The sequence below is a fragment of the Palleniella muris genome, from assembly GCF_004792655.1.
GTDB lineage: Bacteria > Bacteroidota > Bacteroidia > Bacteroidales > Bacteroidaceae > Prevotella > Prevotella muris_A.
The window spans coordinates 195,918-221,992 of sequence record NZ_SRZC01000002.1 but is presented as its reverse complement, the minus strand read 5'-3'; the positions used below and the strand labels follow the sequence as shown (position 1 = coordinate 221,992).

The 26,075-nt window shown below is 45.8% G+C and carries 22 protein-coding genes; 3 read left to right on the top strand and 19 right to left on the bottom strand.

What is annotated here, in order from left to right:
* Nucleotides 1-23: 23 nt before the first annotated feature.
* Genes E5358_RS02030 through E5358_RS02020 form a run of 3 tightly spaced genes read left to right on the top strand, consistent with a single transcriptional unit; the run spans nucleotide 24 to nucleotide 5,841 of the window.
* On the top strand, nucleotides 24-1,331 hold the full coding sequence (locus E5358_RS02030) for a radical SAM/SPASM domain-containing protein (protein ID WP_123482784.1): 1,308 nt from the start codon (nucleotides 24-26) through the stop codon (nucleotides 1,329-1,331).
* Nucleotides 1,332-1,339: 8 nt separating this feature from the next.
* A complete protein-coding gene (locus E5358_RS02025; RefSeq protein WP_123482785.1) occupies nucleotides 1,340-3,655 on the top strand; it encodes a TonB-dependent receptor in 2,316 nt (771 codons plus the stop codon).
* Nucleotides 3,652-5,841: a peptidase domain-containing ABC transporter gene (locus E5358_RS02020; protein ID WP_123482786.1), complete on the top strand. Its 2,190-nt coding sequence runs from the start codon at nucleotides 3,652-3,654 to the stop codon at nucleotides 5,839-5,841. Before E5358_RS02025 ends, E5358_RS02020 begins: the two co-directional genes overlap by 4 nt.
* Nucleotides 5,842-6,502: 661 nt before the next feature.
* On the opposite strand, the gene E5358_RS02010 is transcribed toward E5358_RS02020, so the two are convergent.
* The 19 genes from E5358_RS02010 to E5358_RS01920 all read right to left on the bottom strand — a co-directional run bounded on the left by E5358_RS02010 (nucleotide 6,503) and on the right by E5358_RS01920 (nucleotide 26,074).
* Nucleotides 6,503-7,009, bottom strand: a complete 507-nt coding sequence (locus E5358_RS02010; protein ID WP_123482788.1) for a hypothetical protein — start codon at nucleotides 7,007-7,009, stop codon at nucleotides 6,503-6,505.
* Nucleotides 7,010-7,294: 285 nt separating this feature from the next.
* Complete coding sequence (locus E5358_RS02005) at nucleotides 7,295-8,431, bottom strand: beta-ketoacyl-ACP synthase III (RefSeq protein ID WP_123482789.1); 1,137 nt, start codon at nucleotides 8,429-8,431, stop codon at nucleotides 7,295-7,297.
* 79 nt (nucleotides 8,432-8,510) lie between these two features.
* The gene (locus E5358_RS02000; RefSeq protein WP_123482790.1) at nucleotides 8,511-9,116 is read right to left on the bottom strand and encodes a TetR/AcrR family transcriptional regulator; all 606 of its coding nucleotides are present in this window, start codon (nucleotides 9,114-9,116) and stop codon (nucleotides 8,511-8,513) included.
* A gap of 222 nt (nucleotides 9,117-9,338) precedes the next feature.
* Nucleotides 9,339-9,860, bottom strand: a complete 522-nt coding sequence (locus tag E5358_RS01995; RefSeq protein WP_123482791.1) for a glycoside hydrolase family protein — start codon at nucleotides 9,858-9,860, stop codon at nucleotides 9,339-9,341.
* Complete coding sequence (locus tag E5358_RS01990) at nucleotides 9,850-12,036, bottom strand: type IV secretory system conjugative DNA transfer family protein (RefSeq protein WP_123482792.1); 2,187 nt, start codon at nucleotides 12,034-12,036, stop codon at nucleotides 9,850-9,852. The genes E5358_RS01995 and E5358_RS01990 overlap by 11 nt, the downstream gene beginning before the upstream one ends.
* Before the next feature lie 3 nt (nucleotides 12,037-12,039).
* Nucleotides 12,040-12,813, bottom strand: coding sequence for a hypothetical protein (locus E5358_RS01985; RefSeq protein ID WP_135938659.1), 774 nt, complete (start codon nucleotides 12,811-12,813; stop codon nucleotides 12,040-12,042).
* 13 nt (nucleotides 12,814-12,826) lie between these two features.
* Nucleotides 12,827-13,486, bottom strand: coding sequence for an Lcl C-terminal domain-containing protein (locus tag E5358_RS01980; RefSeq protein ID WP_123482815.1), 660 nt, complete (start codon nucleotides 13,484-13,486; stop codon nucleotides 12,827-12,829).
* A 135-nt stretch (nucleotides 13,487-13,621) separates the two neighbouring features.
* Entirely contained in the window at nucleotides 13,622-14,113 is a 492-nt protein-coding gene (locus tag E5358_RS01975; RefSeq protein WP_260403742.1) for a hypothetical protein, read from the bottom strand.
* Between the two features lie 18 nt (nucleotides 14,114-14,131).
* Nucleotides 14,132-14,971: a conjugative transposon protein TraN gene (traN, locus tag E5358_RS01970; RefSeq protein WP_123482816.1), complete on the bottom strand. Its 840-nt coding sequence runs from the start codon at nucleotides 14,969-14,971 to the stop codon at nucleotides 14,132-14,134.
* Nucleotides 14,972-14,976: 5 nt separating this feature from the next.
* Entirely contained in the window at nucleotides 14,977-15,771 is a 795-nt protein-coding gene (locus E5358_RS01965; RefSeq protein WP_123482817.1) for a DNA-methyltransferase, read from the bottom strand.
* 4 nt (nucleotides 15,772-15,775) lie between these two features.
* On the bottom strand, nucleotides 15,776-16,999 hold the full coding sequence (traM, locus tag E5358_RS01960; protein WP_123482795.1) for a conjugative transposon protein TraM: 1,224 nt from the start codon (nucleotides 16,997-16,999) through the stop codon (nucleotides 15,776-15,778).
* Nucleotides 16,968-17,339, bottom strand: a complete 372-nt coding sequence (locus tag E5358_RS01955; RefSeq protein ID WP_094399100.1) for a hypothetical protein — start codon at nucleotides 17,337-17,339, stop codon at nucleotides 16,968-16,970. Before E5358_RS01955 ends, traM begins: the two co-directional genes overlap by 32 nt.
* Before the next feature lie 2 nt (nucleotides 17,340-17,341).
* Nucleotides 17,342-17,956, bottom strand: coding sequence for a conjugative transposon protein TraK (traK, locus tag E5358_RS01950; protein WP_094399101.1), 615 nt, complete (start codon nucleotides 17,954-17,956; stop codon nucleotides 17,342-17,344).
* Between the two features lie 41 nt (nucleotides 17,957-17,997).
* On the bottom strand, nucleotides 17,998-19,128 hold the full coding sequence (locus E5358_RS01945) for a hypothetical protein (protein ID WP_094399102.1): 1,131 nt from the start codon (nucleotides 19,126-19,128) through the stop codon (nucleotides 17,998-18,000).
* Nucleotides 19,129-19,171: 43 nt separating this feature from the next.
* Nucleotides 19,172-19,903, bottom strand: a complete 732-nt coding sequence (locus E5358_RS01940) for a DUF5045 domain-containing protein (protein ID WP_123482796.1) — start codon at nucleotides 19,901-19,903, stop codon at nucleotides 19,172-19,174.
* Nucleotides 19,900-20,640: a hypothetical protein gene (locus E5358_RS01935; protein ID WP_123482797.1), complete on the bottom strand. Its 741-nt coding sequence runs from the start codon at nucleotides 20,638-20,640 to the stop codon at nucleotides 19,900-19,902. The genes E5358_RS01940 and E5358_RS01935 overlap by 4 nt, the downstream gene beginning before the upstream one ends.
* A complete protein-coding gene (locus E5358_RS01930; protein WP_135938657.1) occupies nucleotides 20,637-23,171 on the bottom strand; it encodes a hypothetical protein in 2,535 nt (844 codons plus the stop codon). Before E5358_RS01930 ends, E5358_RS01935 begins: the two co-directional genes overlap by 4 nt.
* 20 nt (nucleotides 23,172-23,191) lie before the next feature.
* A complete protein-coding gene (locus E5358_RS01925) occupies nucleotides 23,192-23,494 on the bottom strand; it encodes a hypothetical protein (protein ID WP_094399110.1) in 303 nt (100 codons plus the stop codon).
* A gap of 12 nt (nucleotides 23,495-23,506) precedes the next feature.
* Complete coding sequence (locus tag E5358_RS01920) at nucleotides 23,507-26,074, bottom strand: TraG family conjugative transposon ATPase (RefSeq protein ID WP_123482799.1); 2,568 nt, start codon at nucleotides 26,072-26,074, stop codon at nucleotides 23,507-23,509.
* Nucleotide 26,075: the final 1 nt, after the last annotated feature.

The following is a 26,075-nucleotide window of genomic DNA, read 5'->3' as shown; positions in this document are numbered from 1 at the left end:
TCGCACCCTTAAAAAAAACAAATATGAGATATTCCAGATATAATTATTTAAGAAACTCTGAAAAGTATGGTGCGTTGTTATTTAATACGCGGACTAAATTTTTCATATCCTTGTCATCAGAGCTTTTCTCAAAGATAACGGAACTATCGATATTGAAAGACTTTGAAGTAGATACATTAGATTTAAGTCCTGAAATCTTAGTTCAACTAATTAATGGGAAAGTTTTTGTTGGTCAAAATGAAGACGACGATTATTATGAATTAAAAAAGTTTCTAAGATATAAACAAGCATTTGCCCAAAATCATCTTGGCATCGTATTGGTACCCACTTTCTCTTGTAATTTTAGATGTCCTTATTGTTATGAAGACAATCTGCCTAAAACAACAATTACAGAAGAAGTGCTTGATGCAGTATATTCCTTTATTAAAAAGAAAGGACAAAACTGTATTGATTTGTGTTGGCATGGAGGCGAGCCTTTAATTGCTTTTGACAAAATTGCATCATTTTTGAATAGAATACATAATGATAAATCCTTATCATTGCGTTCTCATTCAATGGTTACTAATGCTTTTTTATTGGATGAGTATAAATGTAAGTTTCTAAACGATTGTAATTTACAAAAAATCCAAATTACCGTAGATGGAAATAAGGAATACCATAATAAAAGTAGAATTCACAAGTCCGGGAAACCTACTTATGATACAATCATGCAGAATATCGAAAATGTTTTTCAATATATGCCAAATTGTCAAGTGATACTCCGGGTAAATCTTCATTCGCAGAATAAAGACACTTTCCCTGCTTTATATAAGGAATTAAAAGAGAGATGGGGAAATAAAAACTATTCAATTAATGTAGCTTTTGTCAATGATGTAAATAATTCATGTAAGGTTGCATGTTTGGCGGATAAGGGAAAAATATCATTCGCACGTTCACTATATGAAACTTATGGTATTAAAGACATTGATATCTCTACCCAACCACAAATAGGAGGATGTACAGCTTCTTGTACGAACTCTTATGTGATAGGTCCTTCAGGGGAAATATATAAGTGTTGGGTAGATGTTGGCAAAAAAGAAAGGATTGTAAGTAATGTTTTCGATGGGAAACTATCCAATTACATATTGCCTTCATATACCGTGGGTGCGGATATGTTTTCAGACGCAAAATGTAAGGACTGTGTCTTTATGCCTATATGCGATGGTGGTTGTATTGTAAGGAGATATAATCAGAAACATTATAATGTACCATATGATCCATGTCCAATCAATGAAGATGACTTTCTGTCATTGATGGAGATTAATTATATGAAGGAAAAAGTAACTAAATAAGATTTAAAATGCGACTATTATTTATCATATTAACCGTATTCTGCAATATTTATATTGCATACGCACAGACTATTACAGGACAAGTAATGGATGAAGGGCAAAATCCTGTTGGATATGCAAATGTTGTATTGATAAATTCAACTGACTCTTCTTTTGTTGCAGGCTGCATAACAAGTGAAAAAGGTGAGTTTAAACTTGAGAATACAGAACAGAAAGGGAATCTTTTGAAACTGTCATGCATTGGCTATGAGGATTTGTGTTTAACAATAACAGAGGCAACAGATAATGTTGGAATTCTCACAATGAAGACAAAGGCTACCATGTTGTCGGATGTTACTGTAACCGCAAGCAAACCGTTATTCAAACAAAAAAATGGATCAATGATAACTGATGTTGCCGGTTCTGTATTGAGTCAAACACATGCAATGTCAGAACTTATAGCCCAACTTCCAGGTATTGTAAAGACTGCTAATGGCGGATTTCAAGTTTTTGGTTTGGGTGCTCCTGTTATTTATGTAAATAATAGAAAAATACAAAGTCAGGCGGAGCTGGAACAGCTTGCACCTAAAGACATCAAAAGTGTTGAACTAATCAGCAATCCGGGAGCAAAATATGATGCAGAAGGAAAAGCTGTGTTGAAAATCATCACACTAAAAAGAGAGGACGGATTGAATCTACAGGTTGGAGGAAAATTCAAACAAAATGACCAGTCAAGTTTTGGTGGAGACATGAAATTGGGCTACAAGTACAAAGGGCTTAGTATTTCTGCCAATTATAGCTATGACAATACCAGAAACCAATCCCTGCTGCCACAAACCAAAGAATTATTTTTGGGAGAAAACATTCATCGTTATGCTCAAGATCAAACTGCTAAAGGACATCTCACAAGCCACGACTGGCAATTGGGGATAGATTATGAAATCAATGACAAGCATAATATCGGTATTGAATGGAATGCGTCGGATAACACAGACAAAGAACGACGTAACTCCATACTTGATTATTTCTTGAACGAAGAGGCTATGCAAAATACAGACATCTTCAATAATTATTCGAATAGGACGCATTATAACCATCTAAACCTTTTTCATAACGGGAAATGGGGTGAACGGTTCTCAACAGAGCTTAACTTGGATTATGCCAATAACAAAAATAAATACCATCAAGAAACGGACGAAACGACTGCCGATATTTCAGATATGACAATTAGTAATGGAAATAATGCCCTTGATATATATGCAGGGAAATTGGCCTTTGATTATAAATTTAATGATAAGATAGGTTTGTCATGGGGTTTTGAATATAATCACATAAGTGGGAACGGCATTCTGACTTGTGATTCAGAGAACACTCCACCTTCAGACTATAAAAACAAAGAAGACAAGTATGCCGCTTATGCGGAGATTATGGCAAACCTTGGTGCCGTAATGATTAACGGAGGTGTTCGCTACGAAGATCTTGCTTCTGATTATCTCAATTATATTGATAGAAATGGGGATGTACATCGTCATTATAGAAATATTTATCCATCTTTGTCTGTGTCTTATAATAAAAGCGGATGGGCAAACAGTTTGTCGTTTTCATCACGAACAACTCGTCCCACATTCAGGCAATTGAGCAATTCCAGCTACTATTCAAATGAATTCATGTATCAATGCGGAAATCCGTTATTGAAACCGTCGAATTCGTACATCATTCAATTGAGCACAGGATATAAGATTTTCAGTCTCTCTGCAAGTTATACTTATGTGAAAGACTTTATCTCAACTGACTTTTATGTTTCTGACGACAAACAAAATCAGATTATCAGTTCTTATGCCAATTATGACAAGATTCAGTATTTTAAGGCCTACTTTACTTTACAAAAGAATATAGCATGGTGGAAACCATCGTTATCATTGGGAATAACACAGCCTTTTTTCTATAGCGAATACCTTGGAGAAAAGATGTCATATAATAAACCGCAGATTTATGTTGTTGCTAATCAGTATTTTCAATTACCAAAATCCTATTTGATTTCTGTTTATTATTATTTTAATAGCGGCGGCAATCAGGGAGCAGTCACATTTAAGCCATACCAAATGCTAAATATGGGTGTGCAGAAAAGCTTTTTTGATGGCAAGTTAAGTGTGAGTCTTCAGGCGCAGGATATATTCCATACGATGAAGTTTAAAGAGACTGAGAAAATGAAGAATATTCATTTTCGGCAAACAGAGGATTATTGTTTGTGGAACTATTCCATCAGTATTATTTATCGCCTGAACCAAATTAAGACGAAATATCGTGGAAAGACTTCAATAAAACAAGAAATTGACAGATTATGATCAAATTCCCTTTTTACCATCAGCATGACACGATGCAATGCGGAATCACATGCTTGCGGATAATATGCAAATATTATGGAAAGGAGTTTTCAATCGAAACCCTTTCCAAATATTGCTATGTCACGAATGAAGGGGTATCATTGTTAGGCATTAGTGAAGCTGCAACCCAGTTGGGATTACAAAACACATGCGGACGAATTTCGGTTGAACAATTAGAAAATGCTCCTTTGCCATGTATTCTTCATTGGAATCAGAATCACTATGTAGTTCTGAATAAGGTAAAGAAGAATCGTTTTTATATTGCAGATCCAGGAAAGGGGTTGATGAAATATTCACGAGAAGAATTTGAGGACCATTGGCTTAGTACCTGTTCACAGGGTATAGAGAAAGGAATTGTCATGTTTTTGCAACCCACAAATGCTTTCTATCAACAAAAAGATGATACAGTAAAACAAAAGCACTCTTTTGGACTTTTGTTTAGTTATGTACGTCGCTATAACCGGTATTGGGGACAGATTGTTATAGGGACCATGATAGGTTGTTTATTGCAACTGATTTTTCCGTTTTTGACACAATCCATTGTGGATTTAGGTATTACAAATAAAGATCTTGGCTTTATTTATCTTGTTTTATTAGGGCAGCTTATGCTAACTATCAGTCGAACCGCAATTGATTTTATACGTCGTTGGCTTTTACTGCATATTAGTATGAGAATAAACATTTCTTTGCTTTCCGACTTTTTTATAAAACTATTAAAGCTTCCTATGTCTTTTTTTGACACTAAGTTAATAGGAGATTTGATGCAACGGATGAATGACCATAGTAGAGTAGAAAAGTTTCTCACTACTCAAATGTTAAGTGTTACATTCTCTGTGTTCAGCTTTGCCGTATTTAGCTGTGTATTGTTCTATTATAATGTGCTAATATTTTCAATTTTCGTTTTGTCAAGTATTATTTATGCAATTTGGATAATCACATTTTTGAAAAAACGAAGAAGTCTTGATTATGAATTATTTGAAAAGCAATCGGAAAACAATAATAAAACATATCAATTTATAACGGCCATTCAGGAAATCAAATTGCAGGATTGCGAACAGCGTCGTCGTTGGGAGTGGGAGGATATTCAAGCAGACTTGTTTAAAATTCAAATGAAAAGTCTAAAGCTTCAGCAAAGCCAAGAGGCAGGAAGCATTTTTATAAATGAAATTAAAAACATTGTCATAACGGTGGTGGCTGCAACTTCGGTAATTCAAGGGAGTCTGACTTTAGGAATGATGCTTGCCATAGAATACATAATAGGACAATTAAATAGTCCAGTAGAGCAACTAATGAATTTCTTATACTCCTTACAAGATGTAAAGATTAGTTTGTCGCGAATTAATGAAATACATGACATGGAGAATGAAGAGGATGTTGGAAAACAATTAACTATCTGCCGAAATACATCCAATTCATTGAATTTTGATCATGTAAACTTTAAGTATAATAAACATAGCTCCCGTTTAACTCTTGACAATATAAGCATTACTATACCAGAATCAAAAGTAACTGCAATAGTAGGCGCATCAGGCAGTGGAAAAACTACTTTGATAAAGTTGCTATTAGGTTATTATCCTGTTATGAATGGTGCCATATACATTGGTAAAACAGATTTGTGTGATTACAATCTCAAATGGTGGCGTAGGCAGTGTGGCGTAGTCATGCAAGATGGCGTGATTTTTTCAGAAACAATAGCAAGAAATATCGCGGTGGATGATGGAGAAGTGGATGTAAAACGTTTGGAACAGTCCGCTCGAATAGCAAATATCCATGACTATATAATGATGCTTCCAATGAAGTATAATACACAAATCGGTAGGGATGGTATCGGGTTAAGTCAAGGACAAAAGCAGCGCATCCTCATAGCCCGTGCTGTCTATAAGAATCCTTCATATATATTCTTAGATGAAGCCACAAATGCTCTTGATGCTAAAAACGAGAGAGCTATTGTTGAGAACCTCAATGAATTTTACAGAGGCCGCACTGTTGTGGTGGTTGCGCATAGGCTATCTACAGTTAGAAACGCTGACCAAATTATTGTTATTGACGGTGGAAAAATCGTTGAAATTGGAAATCATACTTCGCTCATTGAAAAGAGAGGTCCATATTATAATTTGGTCAAGAATCAGCTTGAACTTGGAAATTGAAAAGCTTAATATCAACAATATAAAAATTATGACATGAAAGAGAATGATACAATTCGCAAGAATCTGAATAGTGATATAGAACTGCGTTCAGAAAAGGTCCGCAATCTTTTAGGCGAGATTCCTTCATCGCTTGTTAGATGGGGTACAGTAATAATCATTGCCATATTACTGATATTATTATTAGTGGTATGTTTCATACCTTATCCTCATTCACAAGGAGAAAGCATCTTACAACATATTTTATTGATGTAATTTCGCACCTTATGCATCATAATCCGGATTTATCGCCTAACCAAGTTGTAGGTGATGAATCCGGGATTATTAAGTTGTCTATATTTGTAGGTTGTTATTTCTACCTTTTAGAACTTGCATTTGCAAATCTCAAGTATATAAAATAAAAAATCCGTTTTGGTTCGCTGTCCTACGGGGAGTGTAGCGGATTCATAGATTGCAAAGGCATTGGTTTTATCCCTTTCCAACAATTTCCTTTCCAGAGAATTGGAGAAGAATCTGACATGTTTACTATCTTTATCTCTAAAGCAACTCGTTTTCCCAGTTTGCAGAAAAAACTTCACTGAAACATCAACATTGAAATGCTACTTCAACAACTATAATATTTCTGTCATTGAAATTTGGTTGGAATTAGTGCAATTATTTCCGACTATAAGGCATTCTGCACCTGAAAGGTCTTATCCTCTTGAAATACCTCTAATGAATCCACAAATAGATTCCCAATGTTTTGTGTCATGAAGTTGTTATAACTCAACAACTCGTGATTGGAAGCACCAGTCAGTTCATCTATAAAAGTTAATTCATTATCCATAGCCTTCTTTAGCATGATACTGAAGCCTGCATAATGTTTCTGTGCCTGGACAATTATATTGAATACAGCTTGTGCTGCATTAGGCAAGCAATAGTTGTAGGATAAATCTTCTTTAAGTCTGTCAAATGGAGTTTTATAGGTTGCATGAAACTGAGACACGGAACACGCAGACAATCTCGTTTTTTCTTCATCAGATAACACAAACACCGGAAAGAACAATTCATCAATCATATTCAAGAACAAATCTTTCTTGTTCTTATTGAAATAGAATATCGCACCTCTCGTTTGAGAGATATTCTTCTCCAGCTCAGTGACTGATATGGCATCCCATGTGCCCTGAGCCATTAGGCGATAACATTGCTTTAGAATGTCTATTCGGTTCTGTTGGGTCTGTGGCCGTGGCTTGTTCATACATAAAAAGGGTACGGGAACTATTACGTCTTACTGTGAAGGTTGTGGATACCCTATGGAAAAGACATAACGCCCCCGTACTTTTATGTACGAAGAGTCATCATACCTATCTGCTTCCATAGTTAAAAACTTCCACATTTTCACAGAGAAAGACAAATATGAACCCTTAAATTCTTATTTTACAGCTGCAAAGGTAACAAATATTTTTTAAATAATATATCAAATACAGCTTAATAAGGCCACTCCATACGAAAATCTACCGCTTTCTGGGACTAAAAGCACGATTTTGTCTCCTTTTTTTAGCGGTTTTGTCCTGATTAGTTCATCAAGTGCGGCAAAAGGTGATACCGAGCCGACATTCCCCACCCAAGTAAGATTCGTAAACCATTTGTCGGTCGGCAGTTGAATATCTCGCTTTTGTAGTTCCTCGTCAAGTCGCTTGTAGAAATACATGGATGAGATATGTGGAATAACATAGGTTATTTCGCCTGGATCAATTCCACCTTTTGCAAAGGCCGCTTCAACGGCATCTACAAAATACGGTATTCCATATTCATTGAGTTGGCGAACGTCCTGTTTGAGACTCCATATAGATTTGTTCCCAAGCTCACGACCATCAAATGATTTCCATCCGGTCAGACTGCCATCATCGTTTTTATCAGCCCACATATACATACAGGCCGGTTGACGGTTCGCATACGAAAATGTATGAATCCAGTCTATTGACAGATTGATTTCTCCGTCAGGAACATTTTTTAGAAGAAGTGCAGCGGAACCATCTGAAAGCATGAAGCGAAGAAAATCTTTCTCAAAAGCGAGATGTGGATGTTCTTCTATTAAATGTTTGCTCTCCATCTCTTCCTTAAAGAAGCGTGATAGCATGGTCGGGGAAATCAGCTCTGACGCAGCACAGACGGCATTGTCACTATTCCCTGAGAGGACGGACATCCATGCCGTCTTAAGTGCCATAAGGCTTGTCATGCAAACACCAGACAATGATGCTGTTTCTAAGGAGTGGTCAAATGTTGCTCCATGAACCATTGACGCATGGGAAGGAATTAACTGATCCGGCATTGATGTCGCGCATGACAGAAACTGTACTTTGTGTTTTTCGTCTTCGCTTATAAACAATTTGTTAATGGCTGAACTGGCAAGCTCAACATTCGTATGTGTAATCCGATGCTTTTTATCCAAGGCATAATACCTGGTTTTTATGCCGTTCTGACGCAGGATAATGGATTTCACACGTGACGGGTGGCCATCAATCAGCCCAAGATACTCTTCCATTTCATCATTCCCTACCGGATTGTTCGGGAAGTATGAAGAGGTTTTGGTAATAAATACTTCTAAACTCATAAATTACATAATACTTGTTATCTTTTTGGCAAAGGTATGGCATTTTTATGAATTAGAGAAATATTTCCGTAATTAAAATCTAAATCCTGAGTAACTTATAGAGATTCATCAACTGCATTCTCAGTTCAACTGTGTTCAATCCGACAGACAATGAGTCTATATATGATTGTCCATAAAAGAGGTTCATAAAATTACGAGCAGTATTCATTATATCAATATCGCTCTTTATTTCCTTATGTTCAATGGCTTTTTGCAACACTCCAATCCAAATTATAACCTCCTGATTCCTGTTTTCAAGGTACTGAGAGTGTAAATCTGGGAAATATTTGCATATTTGCAAAATCAATGACATATATGCTCTACTTGCATTTTGCACGTTTTTGCCTACATCGTTAAAACGATTCATAGTCTCTTGACAGCCATTCACATAAGCCTCTATAAAATCTTTCAGTGAATCAAATTCCGTTTGAGTGATTTTCTGTTTCAAATTCTGCGTATCAACCAAATAGTATTTTACTACGGAATAGAATAAGCCCAATTTGTCTTTGGCATAATATGTTATGGCACCGCGCGTCATGCCGGAAGCATTTTCTATATCAGCTATGCTTACGGCTTCAAATGGTTTGGATAGGAACAGCTTAAACGCTTCATGATAGAGCTGTTCTTTACGGTTGTTTTTATTCATTTAGCTCTGATTCAGATGATTCGACATGTAATTACTGCACAAAATTAATAAATTAATTAGGAGAGGGCAAATAATTCGTTATATTTATGTACCTTTGTATTACATTACGAATGTAAACTAATTTATGGCAGCCCGGGGCATAACAGTGAAAATGTGGAAATTTTGATTGTGGAATGTGCCTTGGACTGCCTTTTTCAATACAGTTGTTATCATTTATATCCATTACAAATCTGCACAAAGCAACTGATATTCTATCCATCGCCGACGCCAAATCCCGGAATGATGCTTGCCTTTGTAATGACAAAAAGAAAGATAATCAGCCAGAATATTCCTGTCACCGGCTTCTATCCTACGCAACAGACGACTTTTCTTATATCCCTTTCCTCCAAGAACTGGAGCCGGACCACAGTTATAGCTCAGACAGGCAAGCAACAGGCTGTCCGCCCCGTATGACCGATACAGGGCGCAGAATTTCCGTAAATCCTTTCTAAGTAAGGCGTCAGCCTGACGTTCAGTGAGTTGCACGCCTTTACGGTATGATTCGCCCGGCTGGACAACATGACCATAGCCAATGGTCGGCCAGTGTTCCGGGCGATGAAGTGTCTCGTAATGTTTGATAATCAGTACAGCCCGCTCAAACGGAGGCAGCTCCATGAGCCGCCGCACCGTAGGCTGGGCTGAACCTGACTCTATACAGATACAGACAAACAGGACGATGACAAGTATTCTGAATTTATTTCGCATGGGCTCTCCGTTGTATTTCCGCTATCATCGTCTTCACTTCGATTCCCACACGAAGAAAGTTCTTATACAACACTCGTTCCCTTTCTTCTTTCGACGGGAAAGTATAGAACTTGGGCAGCTCCACATATTCGGCTTCCTCCCTGGCTATCTCCGCCATGTCGAAATCCGTCTTGCAAAAGAATTTGGTGGTCTGGAACTCTTCCGATTCCTGTATATTCATGCTGTCGCCGCGCCCAGTCTTGGTCTTGACGAAATCCCTTGCCGTCTGTCCGCATATCCAGCCGGTCGGCATATCCGATATTTTGCTTGCAGGCACAAGGCTGTCAAGGTTTTCGTTCAGGTTGATACTCGTCTTGTCACGGTCTATGGTGACGCCTCTCTTGAGCTGCACCACCTTTCCGAAGATGTCATTCGACAACCATTCCAGCGTTTCTTTGCTTCTTGCCGAACCACTCACCACATTTCCCACAGTCGTGATGATCTTTTGCATGCCCACTTTGCCATAGTCGGCCTCCAACTGCGGCAATTCCTGAAAACCAAGCGTTACGCTTACCTTATTGCTTCGGGCAGTACCGATAAGGCGATCTATTTTGTGGAAGTACAGGGTCGGCAACTCATCGACGATGATACTCACCGGGATATTCTTCCCCTGGCCGGTATTCACTCGCGTGACAAGGCGGTTAAGGATAAGGGCGTTCAACGCTCCGATTATGCTCTCCATTTCGGGGTCGTTCGCTATCAGCAGATACGACGGGTTCTTAGGGTCGCTAACCTTCAGATCGAAATCATCACCATCACGATGGAATATCCAATACGATTCCTTGGTAGCGAGACGTGAGGTATAGACACGGAGCGTACCGATCATACCCTCCAGCTGCTCCATCGCCTTATTCTGCAAAGCGGTCTGGAACGGACCGAGCAACGGTGCCACCTCGTTGTCGGTCTGCAGCACATCGAAGATGGTCTGATAGCTTTGGTTAAGAAACGAGAGGATATGCGGCATATCGCTGTATTTACCAAGCCAATAGGCCGGTTCTGTCACCGGACCGTCCTTGTATTCACGCACGATGCCTGTCGGTTTCCATATCCTTGTCACCGGGTCTTGCACCTTGTCAGCGTAAAGTTGTCTGCCGGAGGAATCATACGGTTCTTTCTCATAGTTCACGAAGAAATAGATACAAGCGGCAAGGAAGTTCACGGCCGAGGTCTGGAAGAACTGGTCAGAACCGCCACCGCCTTCTTTCTTTCCCTTCTGCAAAGATTCAAGCAAGGTCTCGGCGGTCTCGCTGGCTGCTGCAAGGTTCGGAATGTATTTCGCCTGTATCGGGTTTACACGCCGGGAATACTCCACATCAACGAAATTGATGACATTGAACTGGCAGTTTGCCGGTGTCTTTCCCTGTCGCTTGTTTTTCAGATAGTGATAGTATAGTTTGGTGGCTAAGGTAGGGAACTTGTAATCATACACCACCATAGCGAAGCCTTTGGCGGAGTGCTGACGAATGAACGGCTCGATGATACTGAATGTTTTGCCCGAGCCGGGAGTGCCAACGACCCATGTGCCTCTGAAAGGGTTGGAAACGGACACGCAGCCCCGGCGGAATTTCCCTTTGTAATAGAAACGCATGGGGATGTTCACCGAATACTTGTTCTCCACCGCTTCGGTTGCCTGCTCAAAACTTTCATTCTCAAAGTTGAAGCGGTCTTTCAACAGTCCTTCCTTCAGAAACTTTGAGATATTGTCAAGAGCAATATGGATGAGCACCGCACCGACAACGGACAGTATCATGTAAAGCCAGATGTTTACCTTCAGCGTGTAGATGCGCGGCATTATCGAGAAACCGAAGAGCCACACGGACAGTACGACCAGACCGACACCGCCGAGCAACGGATAAAGCACTTGCTTCCGGGCATCCATCTCAAGGTGTTTCTTGTTGCGCGTTCCCACACAGGTGATGCAGATAAGAAGGAAGGTCGTCACCTTGGCATATATCAGGTTTCCGTCATGGTAGATGAACCATGTCTTGATACGGTCATGGATGTCCACGAGTACCCCGTTCCAATGGTCAAGGGTCTCCGGATCGACGGCATACTCGAAAAATTCCAGCAGCAGCGAGATATAGACCGCTGCACGGAATATCTTGTAAAGTCCTTGTATCTCTTTTGTTTCTTCCATAGTTTACTCTGTTGTCTGTTCCTGTGTTGATTCCTGTGACTGTTCTGAAGTCTGCTCTTCCTCAATCCTGTACCAGCGACCGTTGACCTTGACCGCATCCATACCGAGGTACGTACCTTTTTCCTGAAGGGCTGCATCTATACGGTCGATACTTATCGTACCGATACCACTGATGCCTTGTAAGTAATCCCTGTCAAGACTGGACAACTCGCCGATGCATGTAATCCCTTGGGAGTCCAGAATTGATTTAATAGACGGCGGAATATTCAGACCAGATACTGGTTCTGAGAGACAGTCCATCTCGTTCCCAAGGCTATTGTCTATTTCTATATCAAGTCCCGCCTTAATTCTCTTCAACGAGTCAATCCTGATTTCAAGCTGCGCTATCGTGTTTTTCCTCTGCCGTATCTTTTCCTTGATTTCGTTGGTCTCGTTTATGAGTTTTCCCTTGATGGTCAGCAGCCTTTTCTGTTTCGATTTCATTGACCGGTTCCCGGATTCAAGGCAAGACTGTTCATATCTGAGCTCTTTGACAAGTTTATCCAGCTCTGTCGCATGGTTTTTCAGGACAGTGTTTCTCTCATTGTCGGATGCCATGTCACCGAGGATGCCGTCAAAGCGGCTGAGCAGGGAATCCATGGTGTCTTTCCGTGATTGCAGGAAATCACAAATCTGTTGTAACTCCTGACGATGGGATTCCGCCTTCACGGAGTTGTAAGTCTGTATCAGCACCAGCAATATCAGTACGATGCCGAAAAGGATATGTATGATGTTCATATTGTTCTTCATTTTAGTCGTTCAATGTTACCACGGGTCTTACTTTATGGGATTGAAGCTTGGGCGTCTCCTGCACAGCACCGCTGCCGAGCGAATAGAGCCAGGCTTTCGAGGTTTCCTGTCCTGACACCTCTGTGGATGTCCAGTACCATACTTCGTCCGCCTCGTCTGGCAACGGCTCTCCGCCACATCTCTCAATGATATGGTTGATGTACGGCTTGGCTACATACAGCAGACGCATCTGGGCCACTGAGGGAATATAGGCACTCTGTCCGTAACGCCACATCGCAAATACGGCATTGGCAGCAGGTGAACCGCAGCCGTTACAGGCATACATTTCGTAGGTGTTGGCATTGCCGTCATGTGCGTACAGGTCTGCGGATGTTCCCTGTGCCACGCCCACGCTGTCGGCAAAGGCTTCGTTCGACAAATCGCGGAGATACACGGCATATCCTTTCCCTTCCGTCTTTTCATCATAGCCGAGATGGAACACCACGGCAATAGGCTCCTTATCCAGACGCTCACATTCCTCAAAAGGCATGACACGACCGTCGGTACAGAGCACATGGCCTACCTGCATCGAGGTGTCGATAATCTCGTGATGCCCGTCACAGGATGCGAGTGCCACAGACAGCACAAGCGAAAACAGACAGAAGTAGTTACATCGTAACATCTTCCACGCCCGGTTCCATTTCACTTTCAGCCCCTTGCTTTTGGAACGGAGTTCCGTCTGCTTACGGGCATTGACTCGATTGATTATCTTGTTCATACGGTTCAGTATTTTCACATAATTGGTTTTCATGACTTCTTATTTTACAGGTAGTTTGACTCCTAACACGATGCCTGTGCGGAACAGGTCTTTGCCTTTTATCATCAGGTCTGACTTCACCTGCCAGTACACCTGCCAACCGCCACGCAGCCGGTAGTTGTGCTCATACCCAGCATGTATGCCGCCCAGCACCTTGTGGGTGTCCGAGCCGAGCGAACCGCCGAAGCGAAAACTGCCGTAATGGTTGCGACCTCTGACCACGCATGGCTTGTAGGCAACACCGACGCTCCATGAACGGTAGTTCTTCCAGAAAGAATCCGGGCAGACATGGCCACATGAGGCACATTTATCCCACTTGAGATAACCGTTGGCGAAAAACTCCCAGGCATTGTGATAGGCGTTCTCACGCTCATAGCTGAGAGTAGCATCCAGACCGTTCTCATACAAGAGACCGATACCCAAAGACACCCGTCCGTCACGATCACCGGCAAAAGCTGAGGATGATATGGCAAGCACAGCGACAAGAATCATCAGTATCTTCTTCATGGTTTATTCCTCCCTCAATAATGCGTTGCTGAATCCGTCGGCCGACAGCACATCCTCATAGTCGATGTTCAAGGATATGGTGCGTCCGGAAATCTGTTTCTCCGTCAGCTCCACCGTCAGCACCTTGTCGTTTGGGAAAGTAAGTTTCTTCACCACAATCACATTGCGGTAACCGTGGAGGAACGACCGGGACTGTTCCAGTATCAGCTCCGGCTTCAGTTCCACAACCTGCGAGTTCGTGGCTTTCGACACTTTTTTGTCGGAGAGTTTGAGCCTTACCTCGTCAATGTCAAACCGGATGTTGGTGCGGTTCTCCACCGAAAAATCAAGGAAGAAGTAATCGCCGGCCGAATAGATGTTGTTCAATCGCATGGTCATGCGATGCTTCTTGCTGCCCACGTTACGGAACCTTGCAGGCGATGTCCATATCTGACGCGCATAGCGGTACATATCCTCTGTGGACATCGACACGGCGGGATTGTGGTAGGCGTTTCGCTCCGACAGTTCTATCTCCTTGCTGGTGACGGCCTCCGTCAGTCGTGTGGTATATAGCAGGGCGTACTGGGTGCGGTAGCGTTCGGTCACGATGGTGACAATGGCAAGTACCTCGCCGTCTTCATGCCCAGCTTCCTTGGGTTTCAGACGGACGGTGTTGTTGATGGGCTGGTCGCCGGCAACCAAATCTGTGGATATGTCCACAAAACGTATCGGTTCGGAGGCGGTGATGACGGTCGTCACCTGTTCATTGACGGTCAGCTGCTCCATTTCCTGATAGGTGGTCTGCGCTTTGATGGGCTGAAATGCGGCGGTGATTAAGAATGCCGCAAGAATTTTTGAAAGCATTGTTCTCATTGTTGATATTCTTGTTTTTCGTTTGTTGTTTCCGTGAGTCTCTCGGCCTTTATCCTTTCCTCGGCTATCCGGCAATAACCGACATCGGTCTCGAAGCCGATATAGTGACGTCCGCTTCGGATGGCGGCTATCGCCGTGGTTCCCGAACCGATGCAGTTGTCAAGCACCACATCTCCCTCGTCAGTGTATGTCCTTATAAGATACTCCACGAGGGCAACGGGCTTCTGCGTCGGGTGGAAGAAAGTCCCGGTTTTATGTTCTTTAGGAATCTGAATGACAGAGGTCGGGTATTTGTCATCGGCGATGCGGACATCGGTCATACGCATGTTGCCGTAACATCGGTTGGTAAATGCCTGACTGGTACACCGTCCGTGGTTGCGCTGCGATTTATCGCAAGGAACCATCTGCGGGTGATACACGGGCAGATGCTCGTAGAACACAAGGATGTCTTCATGCTTCCTTAACGGCATACGGTTGGCGTTCAGATGACCGCTGGCCCTGTCCTTATACCAGACAAGGTTGTATCTCCACAATTCAGACTGCGACATCAGCAGTCTTGCAGTGAACATCCCTTGCCCGAACAGGATGACGGGACTGTCCGGCTTGATAATGCGCCGATATTGTTCCCATAGAGGTTCCAGCGGTATCTGCCTGTCCCAACCGGCATTTTTATTGCGACGGTTCAGGATGCCATAAGGCAGGTCGCACACGACGGCATCGACACTTTTGTCTGCTATCCGTGCCATCCCCTTTAGGCAGTCCTCGTTATAGATGTTGTCAATCTGTATCATCATCCTACTTGTTTTTGTTGTTTTCCCTGCTATTGACCAGATAGACAAAGGTGCCATATTTGAGTTTCACTTTGTTCTTGCGGATGGCTTTCGAGATAGCCCCAGTGGTCTGCTGGTAGGCGTTCTGTATGGCCTGCATGCCCCACTGTGTGAAGTTATTGCCGTAACTGCCGTTGTTAATGCTCATATTGCTGCTCATTGCTCCGGATGCTATGTCCTTGGTGGTCTCACGGAAAGAGGAATTGGGCACATAAAGCCCCTCCATGCCGTCGGTGTCGTAGAGTGTCAGGCTCACCTTCAGGAGTTCGTCATCCACCATAAGGCTTTTGACCGTGCCTTTCACACGCTGCTGCCCAAATCCACTCATAGTGGCGTACATGTACGATCCCTTGGCAAGGACAACACCGTTTATCTCCACCTCGTCGAGCAGACGCAGCCTTACACGCGAACCGTCAACGGCTTTCACATCCTCGTCGATAATCGCTTTGATAAGGTTCGGCTCAGGCTCATTCTCCGCAAGGGTATTGAAATAGGCGGAGTTAGGCTTCTTGGCCTTTACCACGGATTGTGTGGCGGCATCTTCGGGTGGTTGCGTGACGGCATCCTCGTTTTCCGTCACATTGCCTGTTGTCTTGGGTGTTTCCTCGGCAGGTACCTGGGGTTCCTTTACATCCTCAAGCCCTTTCTGTCCGTTCAGGCGTGCTTCCGCCAAAGCCTTGTTCAGTTCGTCGAGGGCTTCCTGCTGGCGTTGTGCGCCACGTCGGAGACGTTCATCCTCGCTCATCGGCTCGGCAAGGGAGTCGTTTGCCATCTCCATGCCGCGCTCACGGCTCTTGTCCAGCCGGGACTGCATCTCCTGCAGACGGCGTTCTGCCTCTTCATCGAGCATGGCAAGGTCTTGTTCCGTGTACTTGGAATCGTATGCTTCCGTATCGCCACCGCGTTCACGGTCGATGTTCTCCACGGCCGAATAGTCCTGGATCTTGCCGTATGACTTGGCCATGTTCTCATACTTGCCGCCAATCTCGTCGGTGCGGAGTTGCGCCTGCGGCAGTTCCGGATTAAGGTACTCCGTGGTCTGCATGTGGGACGGTTTTTCCGCCAGTTCCACATCGAATACGTCAAAAATGAGGTACCCGGCAATCAGCAGTAAGGGATAAAGGATAGCCGGCAGCCTGTATTTAGGCGCACGCCAGTCAATCCTGCTTGTAAGTTCTTTCAGCGTCATTGCTCTCTATATTTATGATTTGTTTGTTACGTTTCTGTCTCAACAGCTCCTCCTGATGTTGTGTCGCCGTGACCGTCTGCTCGGTTTTCGGACGGTTGTATATCTGTACCATGCGGCAGATATTCAGCGTCAGGCATCCGATGACGATGCCGAATACCAGCGTGAGGAACACTTTGGGGTATTTGCAAGCGAAGCATTGCGCATATCCGGCGGCCTTGTCAATTTTCAGAAACTTGGCCCATTTCCGACCGGCACTGACCTCCTTCTCGTATCTTTCGGCATACTTGGGGTCGTTCTTGTCCGGCATCTTCTCTCCGAGTATCAGTTTCTTCCATCCCATAATCAATAGCTGTTTTTGGTTTTCTGTTCAATATCTTTGTTCAGCAGGGTGCGCCAGTTCACGATAAGCAGCCCATGGGGGTTGTTGTCGGTGCGCGGCACTCGTTTCAGTTGCCCGGAGGTCACCAGTTCTCGGGTAAGGATGGAGGTACGGCGTTCTATGCGCTGTCTGCCATAGTAGGTGAACTCCATCTTCTCCTTGTTGAAGTTGATGCTGTCACAGAATATCGAGCATACCGCCGAGGTGCCCATGATGTTGTTGTAAAATCCTTTTTCCTTGAGGGTGTTATACTGGGCAAGTCCCGTTTCATCCACAAGGTACATCGCCTTGTCAAGCGTGTATTTGATGTATTTGTCGTCCGGGGCCAGGGTGAAGAAGTAATGATGATACATCTCCACATGGCTCTTGGCTTCCACATCGAGGGTCTCGTCCATCGTGGTGCGTTGCACGAGGATGGGCACATTGCCGTCCAACACATAGATTTTCTGCTGGGCATCCACTACCATTGAGCGGGCTGTCCAGATGCTCGACAGGCTGATAACAACGCAACCTGCCAGAAACAGGGCGCAGATTATCATCACGAGCTTGATCTTGTTCTCTAAATTTTTAATGACCATTGTTTTGCTTATTTGATTGGTTTCCTATACCTTATTATATATTATCGCATCATGGATGAAATCGCGCCGGTCGTTGACATCTTCGCCTGCTGTGCCACACCCTCGCCGAAGTTTCTCGTACTGAAAGCCGTGTCTCCTTCGGGAATCATCCATGCCGCCAAGTCAGGCACAAGATTCAGGCATTTCAAAGCAACGATGCTTGCAGCCATCAGATAGCCTGCCGAGAAGAAGGAGTTTTGCAGGTAGGCTGCCATCGTCGCCTCGTTCTGGGTAATGGCGGTCAGGTTCTCCACCTGTATGCAAAGCACAATATCAAATAGCAACAGCACATAAAACCCAACGAAGTACAACATGGCTCCATAGAAATGCACCGTCAGATAACGTATCATCCATTTCGCCCAGGCTCCTTCCCATTTGGGCAAGAGTGAAAACGCCCACTGTATCGGACCGAAAATTGTGAGCATACCGAGCAGGATTTGCTGGCAATAGATGGTTGCCCACCAGCCTATTCTAAAGACAATCAACGCAATAACCATCACGATTTTGTCTATGCAGACCACCGCACCGGAGGTCAGTGAAGTAAACCATAACTTGCTGGCATCCTTCTCCATGTTGGTAACTTCATCGACACCGGTCTGTTCCATGGTCGATTCTATCAGTGCGGGATCCATCGTACCGGCACGGGCCACATCCGCCTGTGCCTGCAAGCTTGTATAGAGTGTGTCACGGACGAAAATGAGCTGCTGCACTTCCTCGAACTTATCCCCGATCTGGGCGGCTTCCGCCTGATACAGGTCATGGGTGTAGGAGCCTATGGCATTGGGGATGTACGAGAGGAAGTCAAGCACACACCAGCTGCTGCCGCTGTTGTGCATCCCGGTGTCCGCAGGAGGATACCACCATGTCATCACGATGGCCACCGCCAAGGGACGGAACAGTTTCATCACATCGAGCGGTTCGTTTTTTACCATCATCTTATAAGCCATGCCAGCCGCCATCACGATGGCAAAGAGTGCAGCCAGTGCCATGCACATCTGAAGAATCCACCAAAAAGGACCTTGTGACCCTGTGAACGTGGCATCGCACAGGAACTCGTTGGTCTGGAAAATCACATCATCCACCTCTTCCTCAAGCAGGTTGATGCCAAAGTCGCTAAGAATATTGTCTGCCATTGAATGTTGTTTATTAGTTATTTATTTCAGAATCTGTCTGTTTCTATGGTTGATTGACACAGTTTCCCATCGCACTCCAGCACGCATCGCGCCACCGGGCCAGTGCTTCCGCCGCATACACGGCATTCTTGTTTTCCCTTTCATAGCCTGATGCCAGCAGCGAGGCGGTCGTCTTGCTGTTAGACAGATAGACGAGATAGCGTACCAGTTCCTCGTTCTTGCGCGACACGTCGGCATAGATGCTCAGATACTGTTTCTTGCGCTGCGAGTTGGGCATATAGGCTTCCTGCGTCGCTTTGATGGCCGATTTGAACACGTTATAGTATTCCTTCCACACCGTCTGCTGTCCGGGAGTGCCACCCAGTTGCAGGATGCGGTCGATATTCTTTTTGAAATCCGCCATCTTGGAGTTGAGCTTGTCACCCTCCGCCAGCCATGCGACATCCAGTGCGCCGCCTGTACGGTCAGCCACGTTCAACGCCTCTATCTCGGCACGTTTAGTCATAGCGGAGTCTAGTTTCTCCGCATCATCCACCTGCCAGTAACCTGCAATCCCCACCGTCGTGCGGAACGACAGCTTGTTTTTCGCAGCAGCGGTTTTCCTGTAGTTGCTGTGCAGCAAGGTGTAGTACAAGTCCGGAGTAAGGGAGCCGGAACCGATCTCCGCCACGGTAAACTGGTTCTGTTTGGCGGCATCATGGTTGTAGGTCACGTTCTGTGCGGTGGCCGAAACCATGCACAGTCCTGTCATCAGATAGAGTATCAGCCGTTTCATTTCTTGTTTCTATATGGGTTAAGCCCGCTCTGCCGCCATCGTCCGAAAGCATCCTCGATGATAAGCGACCGTGAACGGGGTGTGTAAATACTTTCTTTCCAATAGCCTATCCGCACCTGGATATACCTCCATGTGTCGAAATAGGCGGCATTGAGCAGTTTCTTGATGTTATCAAGACTGGTGTTGATGTTCTCCAACACAAGCATGAGATCGGATGTCGAACAGGCGGCGGCTCCGGTAGCATACAGCACCAGGTCGCTGACCGAGCGGTACAGGCTCTTTCCTTCGGCCGAGATGCGGTCGATGCACCTGAGACTTATCCGGATAATGATGGTGTCCTGAAGGGCGAGTTTGTTACGCTTCAGCACCTTGGAGTTGTAATCACTCAGCAATTTCTTGTAGTCACCGATGCGGTCGCTGACCGTCTGGTAGGTGGAATACACGTTCATGGAGGTTCGCAACGACTGGTACAGCACGTCTATCACATCGAAAGCCCTGGTATATTTGTCAAGGTCGAAGTTCAGCACCTTGTAGTCTTCTGCGGCCTTCGCGCTGTACTCATGCAGGAGGTTGTTGCTCTGCTCCAGTGTGGCACGGGCAAGAAGCAGGCTGCGCTGGTTCTTGTGGTCTGAGATATAAGCTTCCACCGAGCCTACATCAAAACCGAACTGCGCCTTGGCAATGACCGGCATGGCCAGCATCAGCAGCGTCATCAATATGTGGATAGGTGTTCTCATTCTGTCGTTTCTTCCATAGGTTTGTAATTTCTACTTCCGGCCCTGTTCATCCATCGGGCAAAACTCTCGTCAAGCAGCGTGCGTCTGCGTCCTTGCTCGTCATTGACATAAGGAGCGGCCTTTTTCAACACATCAATGATAGACAGTTTATAGTGCATCATCTTCTCCAGACATACGAGGTCGGCATAGATGCGTGTCAGGCGGCTATCCACATCACGCGCAATCTCCAACCGGTCCGACGACCACAGCAGGTGGTAGGTGTCCGTGCTGTTGTCCTGTTCCATCGGATCGTTCTTGATGTATTCGGTGCTGATTGTGCAGGACGGATAATCCCTTGCAATCTCTGAGATGCGGTTGTTCACGGCGGCGGCATTCTCCCGGTCGCTCTTGTTCGGGTCGAGTTGCATCACATCCACGACCTGGGTGTTGCTGTAATCCGCCGTCAGTGTCCATTCTATCTGCATGATGGCCCTGTGTATCTTGATGCCGAGGAAATATTTCGGTTTGCGGGCGATGCTCAGCGTCGCCTTGAACGTGATGACGGCATCCATGCTCCCGGAAGTGGCGGTACGCACGTAGCTGTAGCCCTCCCAGTGTTCCTCTCCCTGCCAGGTGAGGTCGAAAGCGGTCTTGCAGTCATTCATGATGGCTGGGATGCGGTAATAGTCATCAGTAGGCACTTCCTCGCCGCCGGCAGCATCCTCACGCGCTGCCCGCAGGTCAGCAAGCTGTTTCCTGACACTTTCCTGTTCCCTTGTCAGCTCATCTATCCGGGTCTTGTTGGCATTGTACCGCTGGCGGAGCACGGCCGCTTCCTCCACTGTAGCTGTGGAAATCTGCTTTATCAGCGTCCTGTTCTCGCTGTTGAGCACATCTATCTGGGTCTGAAGCTCCGCTATGCGGTTGTTGTATTCTGTCTCAAGGCGGTCAAACTCCGACATGTCAAGATTGTTGTCAGTCAGCGTGGTCTGCATGGCGCACTCCTTGGAATGGGCGTTTAGTGAACCGCCGCAACTGCGGCATTTATACTGGGTACTTCCCTGTGATATGGTAAATCCGTCATGGCAGGTCACGGAGATAATCACGCTCTCCGTGCCTTTCATCTTGGCTTCATCGGTCGCCTGGTAATAGTTACGGGCATCCGAACCGATGTAATAGACGAATCCCTCTTCATTGTCATTGTACTCCGACAGCCGTGCCTGCATCTGTCTTTGGAAGATACCCAGATCCATGGAATAGGAATCAAAGACATCCTCATAGACCTCTTCTGTCCGGTTCCAGCTTTTGGTGGCGCGGATGGAATAGGCATAGGCTTTGGCGTACTGTTTGTTCTTCTTTGACAGGATATAGGCGTATCGGGAATAGGACAGGTTATAAAGGTACCCGTCTCCAGATGCGTTCAACTGCTTCACCTTCGCCCTCGACCATCCGGCATAACTCTCCGAATTGGAGAGTATCTGCTCCGTCTGTGCCGACGAGGGATAGAAATTCGCGTCGGTCGTGTTATAACGTGTCCAGGCACCGCCGTAGAGGATGCTGTTGTCATCGGTGGGAGGCATATAGTCACAGAGTATCTCGCTGCCGCTGTCCCGGCGGTAGATGTACCACCGCTGGGTGTAATACTGTCCCATAGTCTCACGGAGATAGTCGGTCATCCATGAAGTCATGTTGTAACTGTCTATATTGAAAAGTCGGGAGACATTCTCCGGTCCGCCGACCATCGAGAGCAAGGTGCCTCCAAGATTTTGCTCAAGGGACTTGTAGAATCCGTAACTGCTCTCCGCGGCGTTCACAATCGCCGCCACATTTCCTTTGGCGATGTCATTGAACGAACTGCCGCCGAGCAGGGTCTCCATCATGTTCTCGGTTCCCGCTCCGGCGATGCTGACTCCCATGTCATACAGGGTGCCAATGTCGGATTCAAGATTCTCCTTGTTGAAATGGTTGGGAATATTGCCGAGGTCATCAAAAAAACTCTTCCAGTCCACATTGCCACTGCCGGCAAGGTCAAACAGCGGTTGGAACTGCGGGGCTATCTGCAGGAATACCACATCACGGAACGACAGCGAGCTGTTGGTGACGATGGACTCGAACTGCATGCAGAGCGTTTCCACCTCATGACAGACCTTGAACAGGTAGCTTCCCCAGTAGAGTGCAGTCTGTGGTGAACGAAGCATCATGCCGGCGACAGTCCATATCTTCGGCATGATTTTCGCGCTTACCAGTGAATAGATGCGGCGGTAATAATAGTTTTCCGTTGCACTGCTCCAGATACCGAGGTCGGTCAGTGCCTTGCGGTCAAGGTACTTGGACATGAAGATACTGGCTGTGGCGACTTCGGCGGCACTGTAACGGTCAAGTATCTTCCTGACTTGTTCGCTGTAATACATTTCCGTCGCGGTCTCCGTGCCGAAAGCGGCGGTCATGGCGGCCACCGTTTTCTTATCGTAGTTGACGGAATACCACACCGAGGCCGCAGCGTCGGACGCTACAGCCAGCAGTACGGTCAATATGAGCAGGAGGCGGTGCATACTTGTTGACTGGTCGTTTCTTATTTCCCTTTCTTCACCGTCCCCGTCTTGAGGAAACGGTATTTTCCGGAAGTACAGCTCTCGTTGGCGGGTGTGTACTCGACATATCCGCGTGACTGCAATTCCTCACTGGCGGATTTCATCGCCGTAACGCTGTAACCGCTGACAAGACTGAGCAATGCGGCCGGATTGATGCTGATCGTTTCCTGGCGGTCACGCTTGTGACGGTAAAGCAGGTAGAAGAACAGCACGGTGGCTTCCTTGCTGAAATTGTTGTTGTCGCAATCGCGCCAAAATTCCTCGATAAGTTTGTTCTCGTTCATAATGAATGTTTTTTATGGGTTATTTTTATCGTTCCTTGCGGGCAAGTTGAGCACATGACCGGCCTTATATACCCGTCTGGCAAATTCCAACGGGGCGGCGATGCCGGAGTTGTCCCAGTCACGGCAATATCTTTCGATAGCCTCCTGATGACTGCACCCTAATTCCGACTTGTAGAGTTTGAGGGCATCTTTCTCGGCACGCTCGGTGGTATAGGTCATGTAGCACTCGTGCGATTCCTCCACGCCATACACTCCGCTGGTCGAACCTCTGCGGATGAACACCTCGCGGAAGAAGGAGCGTCCTTCCTTGTTGTCAAGCCTGTTGATGGTAAAAATCTTCTTGCAGTCCACATCGGTGAGTCCGAGGATGGCTTTGATATTGTCGAAGCGTTCACGGAATTTGCTCTGGTCGAGCAGCATCACCACATCGGAATTGTTGATGATGGCCTCTTTCACAATTTCACTGCCGATGATGTCCTGTATCTCCTGTGTCACGACACCGACCGAAGCCCAGAACTTACGGGCCGTCTTGTAGAGGTACTTGATGTATTCGGCCATGAGCGGGGTGGCGATGGCTTTCCACGCCTCTTCGATCACAAGGACCTTACGGTTCTTCTTCAGACGCATCTTCTGCAGGAAAACATCCATGATAATCAGCGTGACTATCGGGAACAGCGTGGCATCATCCTTGATTGCGTCAATCTCGAACACGATAAAGGTCTCATCAAACAGGGTGCTGTCCATGTTCTCGTTCAGCGTGGTCTCGTGGCTTCCGCCCTTATAGAAATCCCGAAGCTGGTAATTGAGATCTGCCGTATCAATGCCTTTCAGTTCGTTCTCGGTGATAATTTCCGGGATGCGGACGACGGCGAAGTCGAAAAACGAGTTGAACGAAAGCGGCGCATCAATTTTACCCGTAAAGTAACTGCGGTAGTATTCCTCGATAGCCTGTCCGATAAGCCTGTCCTCCGTCTTTGTCACAATACCTTCCGAGCCTTTCCATATCTGCAGGATAAGATTCTTGAGGAAGTTGATTTTCTCGATGTTTATCTCTTCCTTGGTAATCTTAAACGGGTTCATGGTGATGGGCTTTTCCTCGGTATAGGAGATGTACTTGCCGCCGAGATACTCGCATAGTCCCTCGTAGGAGTTTCCCGTATCGACCATCACGACATCCGTTCCTTGCTCGTGAAGCTGTCTTACAACACTGTTCATGTGGAAGCTCTTGCCGCTGCCCGAAGGCCCCAAACAGAAGAAATTGGAGTTGTCGGTCATCTTGACCTTGCCCTCCTTGCCGGTGATGTCTATGGCTACGGGCATCCCTTTCCGGTCAGTATAGTATATCTTCAGCGGAGTGTCCTCGCTACGCTGCACATGCTCCTTATACATAAGGCAGGTGGCGGCGTCCGACAAGGTAAGAAAGCGGTCGTACTCGGGATCCATGTTGTAGCAGTTGCCGGGAAACGAGTTCACGAACAGCTCAAGCTGGTTGTAGGCACGCTTGGAGATATGGATGCCCATGCGCCCGAACATGTTTTCAAGATGGTTCACGGGCTTCTGCATATCCGCATTACGTGGACAGCATACAACGAGGTTGAAGTGCGTATATACAAGTTGCTTGCCCTCGCGTGCCACCACTTCCTGCACCTGCTTGATATCCTCCACGGCAATCTGGTTGCTCGGATTGGGGATGGAGGCGTGACGGTTCTTCTTCTTTTCAAGGGCGGAAAGTTCCCGCTTCTGGTTGGGAATGAAAATCATCTGGTTGTAGATGACAGTCTCGGCTTCCGGGATGCTGTCGATGGCGGACATGAGGTCAAGTGGCATCCCTGTGTTGTTCACCTCCACATTCGTGAAAGGACGGACAAGGGACGGAAGCCCGGCACAATCCACATCGACAAGGGAGAACACGCGGCATTTGCGGTCGCCCATGCCAATGCCCTCGTCATCTACCTTGAAATTGCTCATGGTGACAATCGGACTGTTGAAATCCAGCGTGAAATACCGGTCAACATAGCTGTCACATTCGTCGGCCGTCAAGAACCTCACCTTCATGCCTCCGTCACGCAACTGGTCCTTCACCTTGCGTATCTTCACAAGGAAGTCCTTCCATTTCTTCATGTCGAAGGAATACAGCTTCCCTTTCTTCGATTCCTGCGTAATGACGAGACAGGTGCGTGTATCGGTATAGGGACGGCCTTCAAAATAGGAAAAATAGGATCTTGACAGGAACTCCTTTTCTTTCGCGTCCGCCTGCACGAATCCACGACGGGAGAACACATCCTGCTTGTGTATGGCATAGCCCTCGCCAAGGGTCTGTACCACCGCCGAGAACAGATGGCAGAAATCGTAATAGCGGTCTGCATCGGCAGAATACTTTTGCACGGGGTTCTCTATTTCAAGTATGGCGGAATACTCGCCGGTCTTGGTGTAGATGACCCCGATGCCATCATTATCCTCCACCGAGAAATAGATGTCACGGAAGACGCGCTTGCGTTTGCCTCCCGTACCGAAAGCGGCCACCGAGATTGCCATCCCTATCAGGATAGCCGCGAAAAACAGTATCACATACCAGGTCATG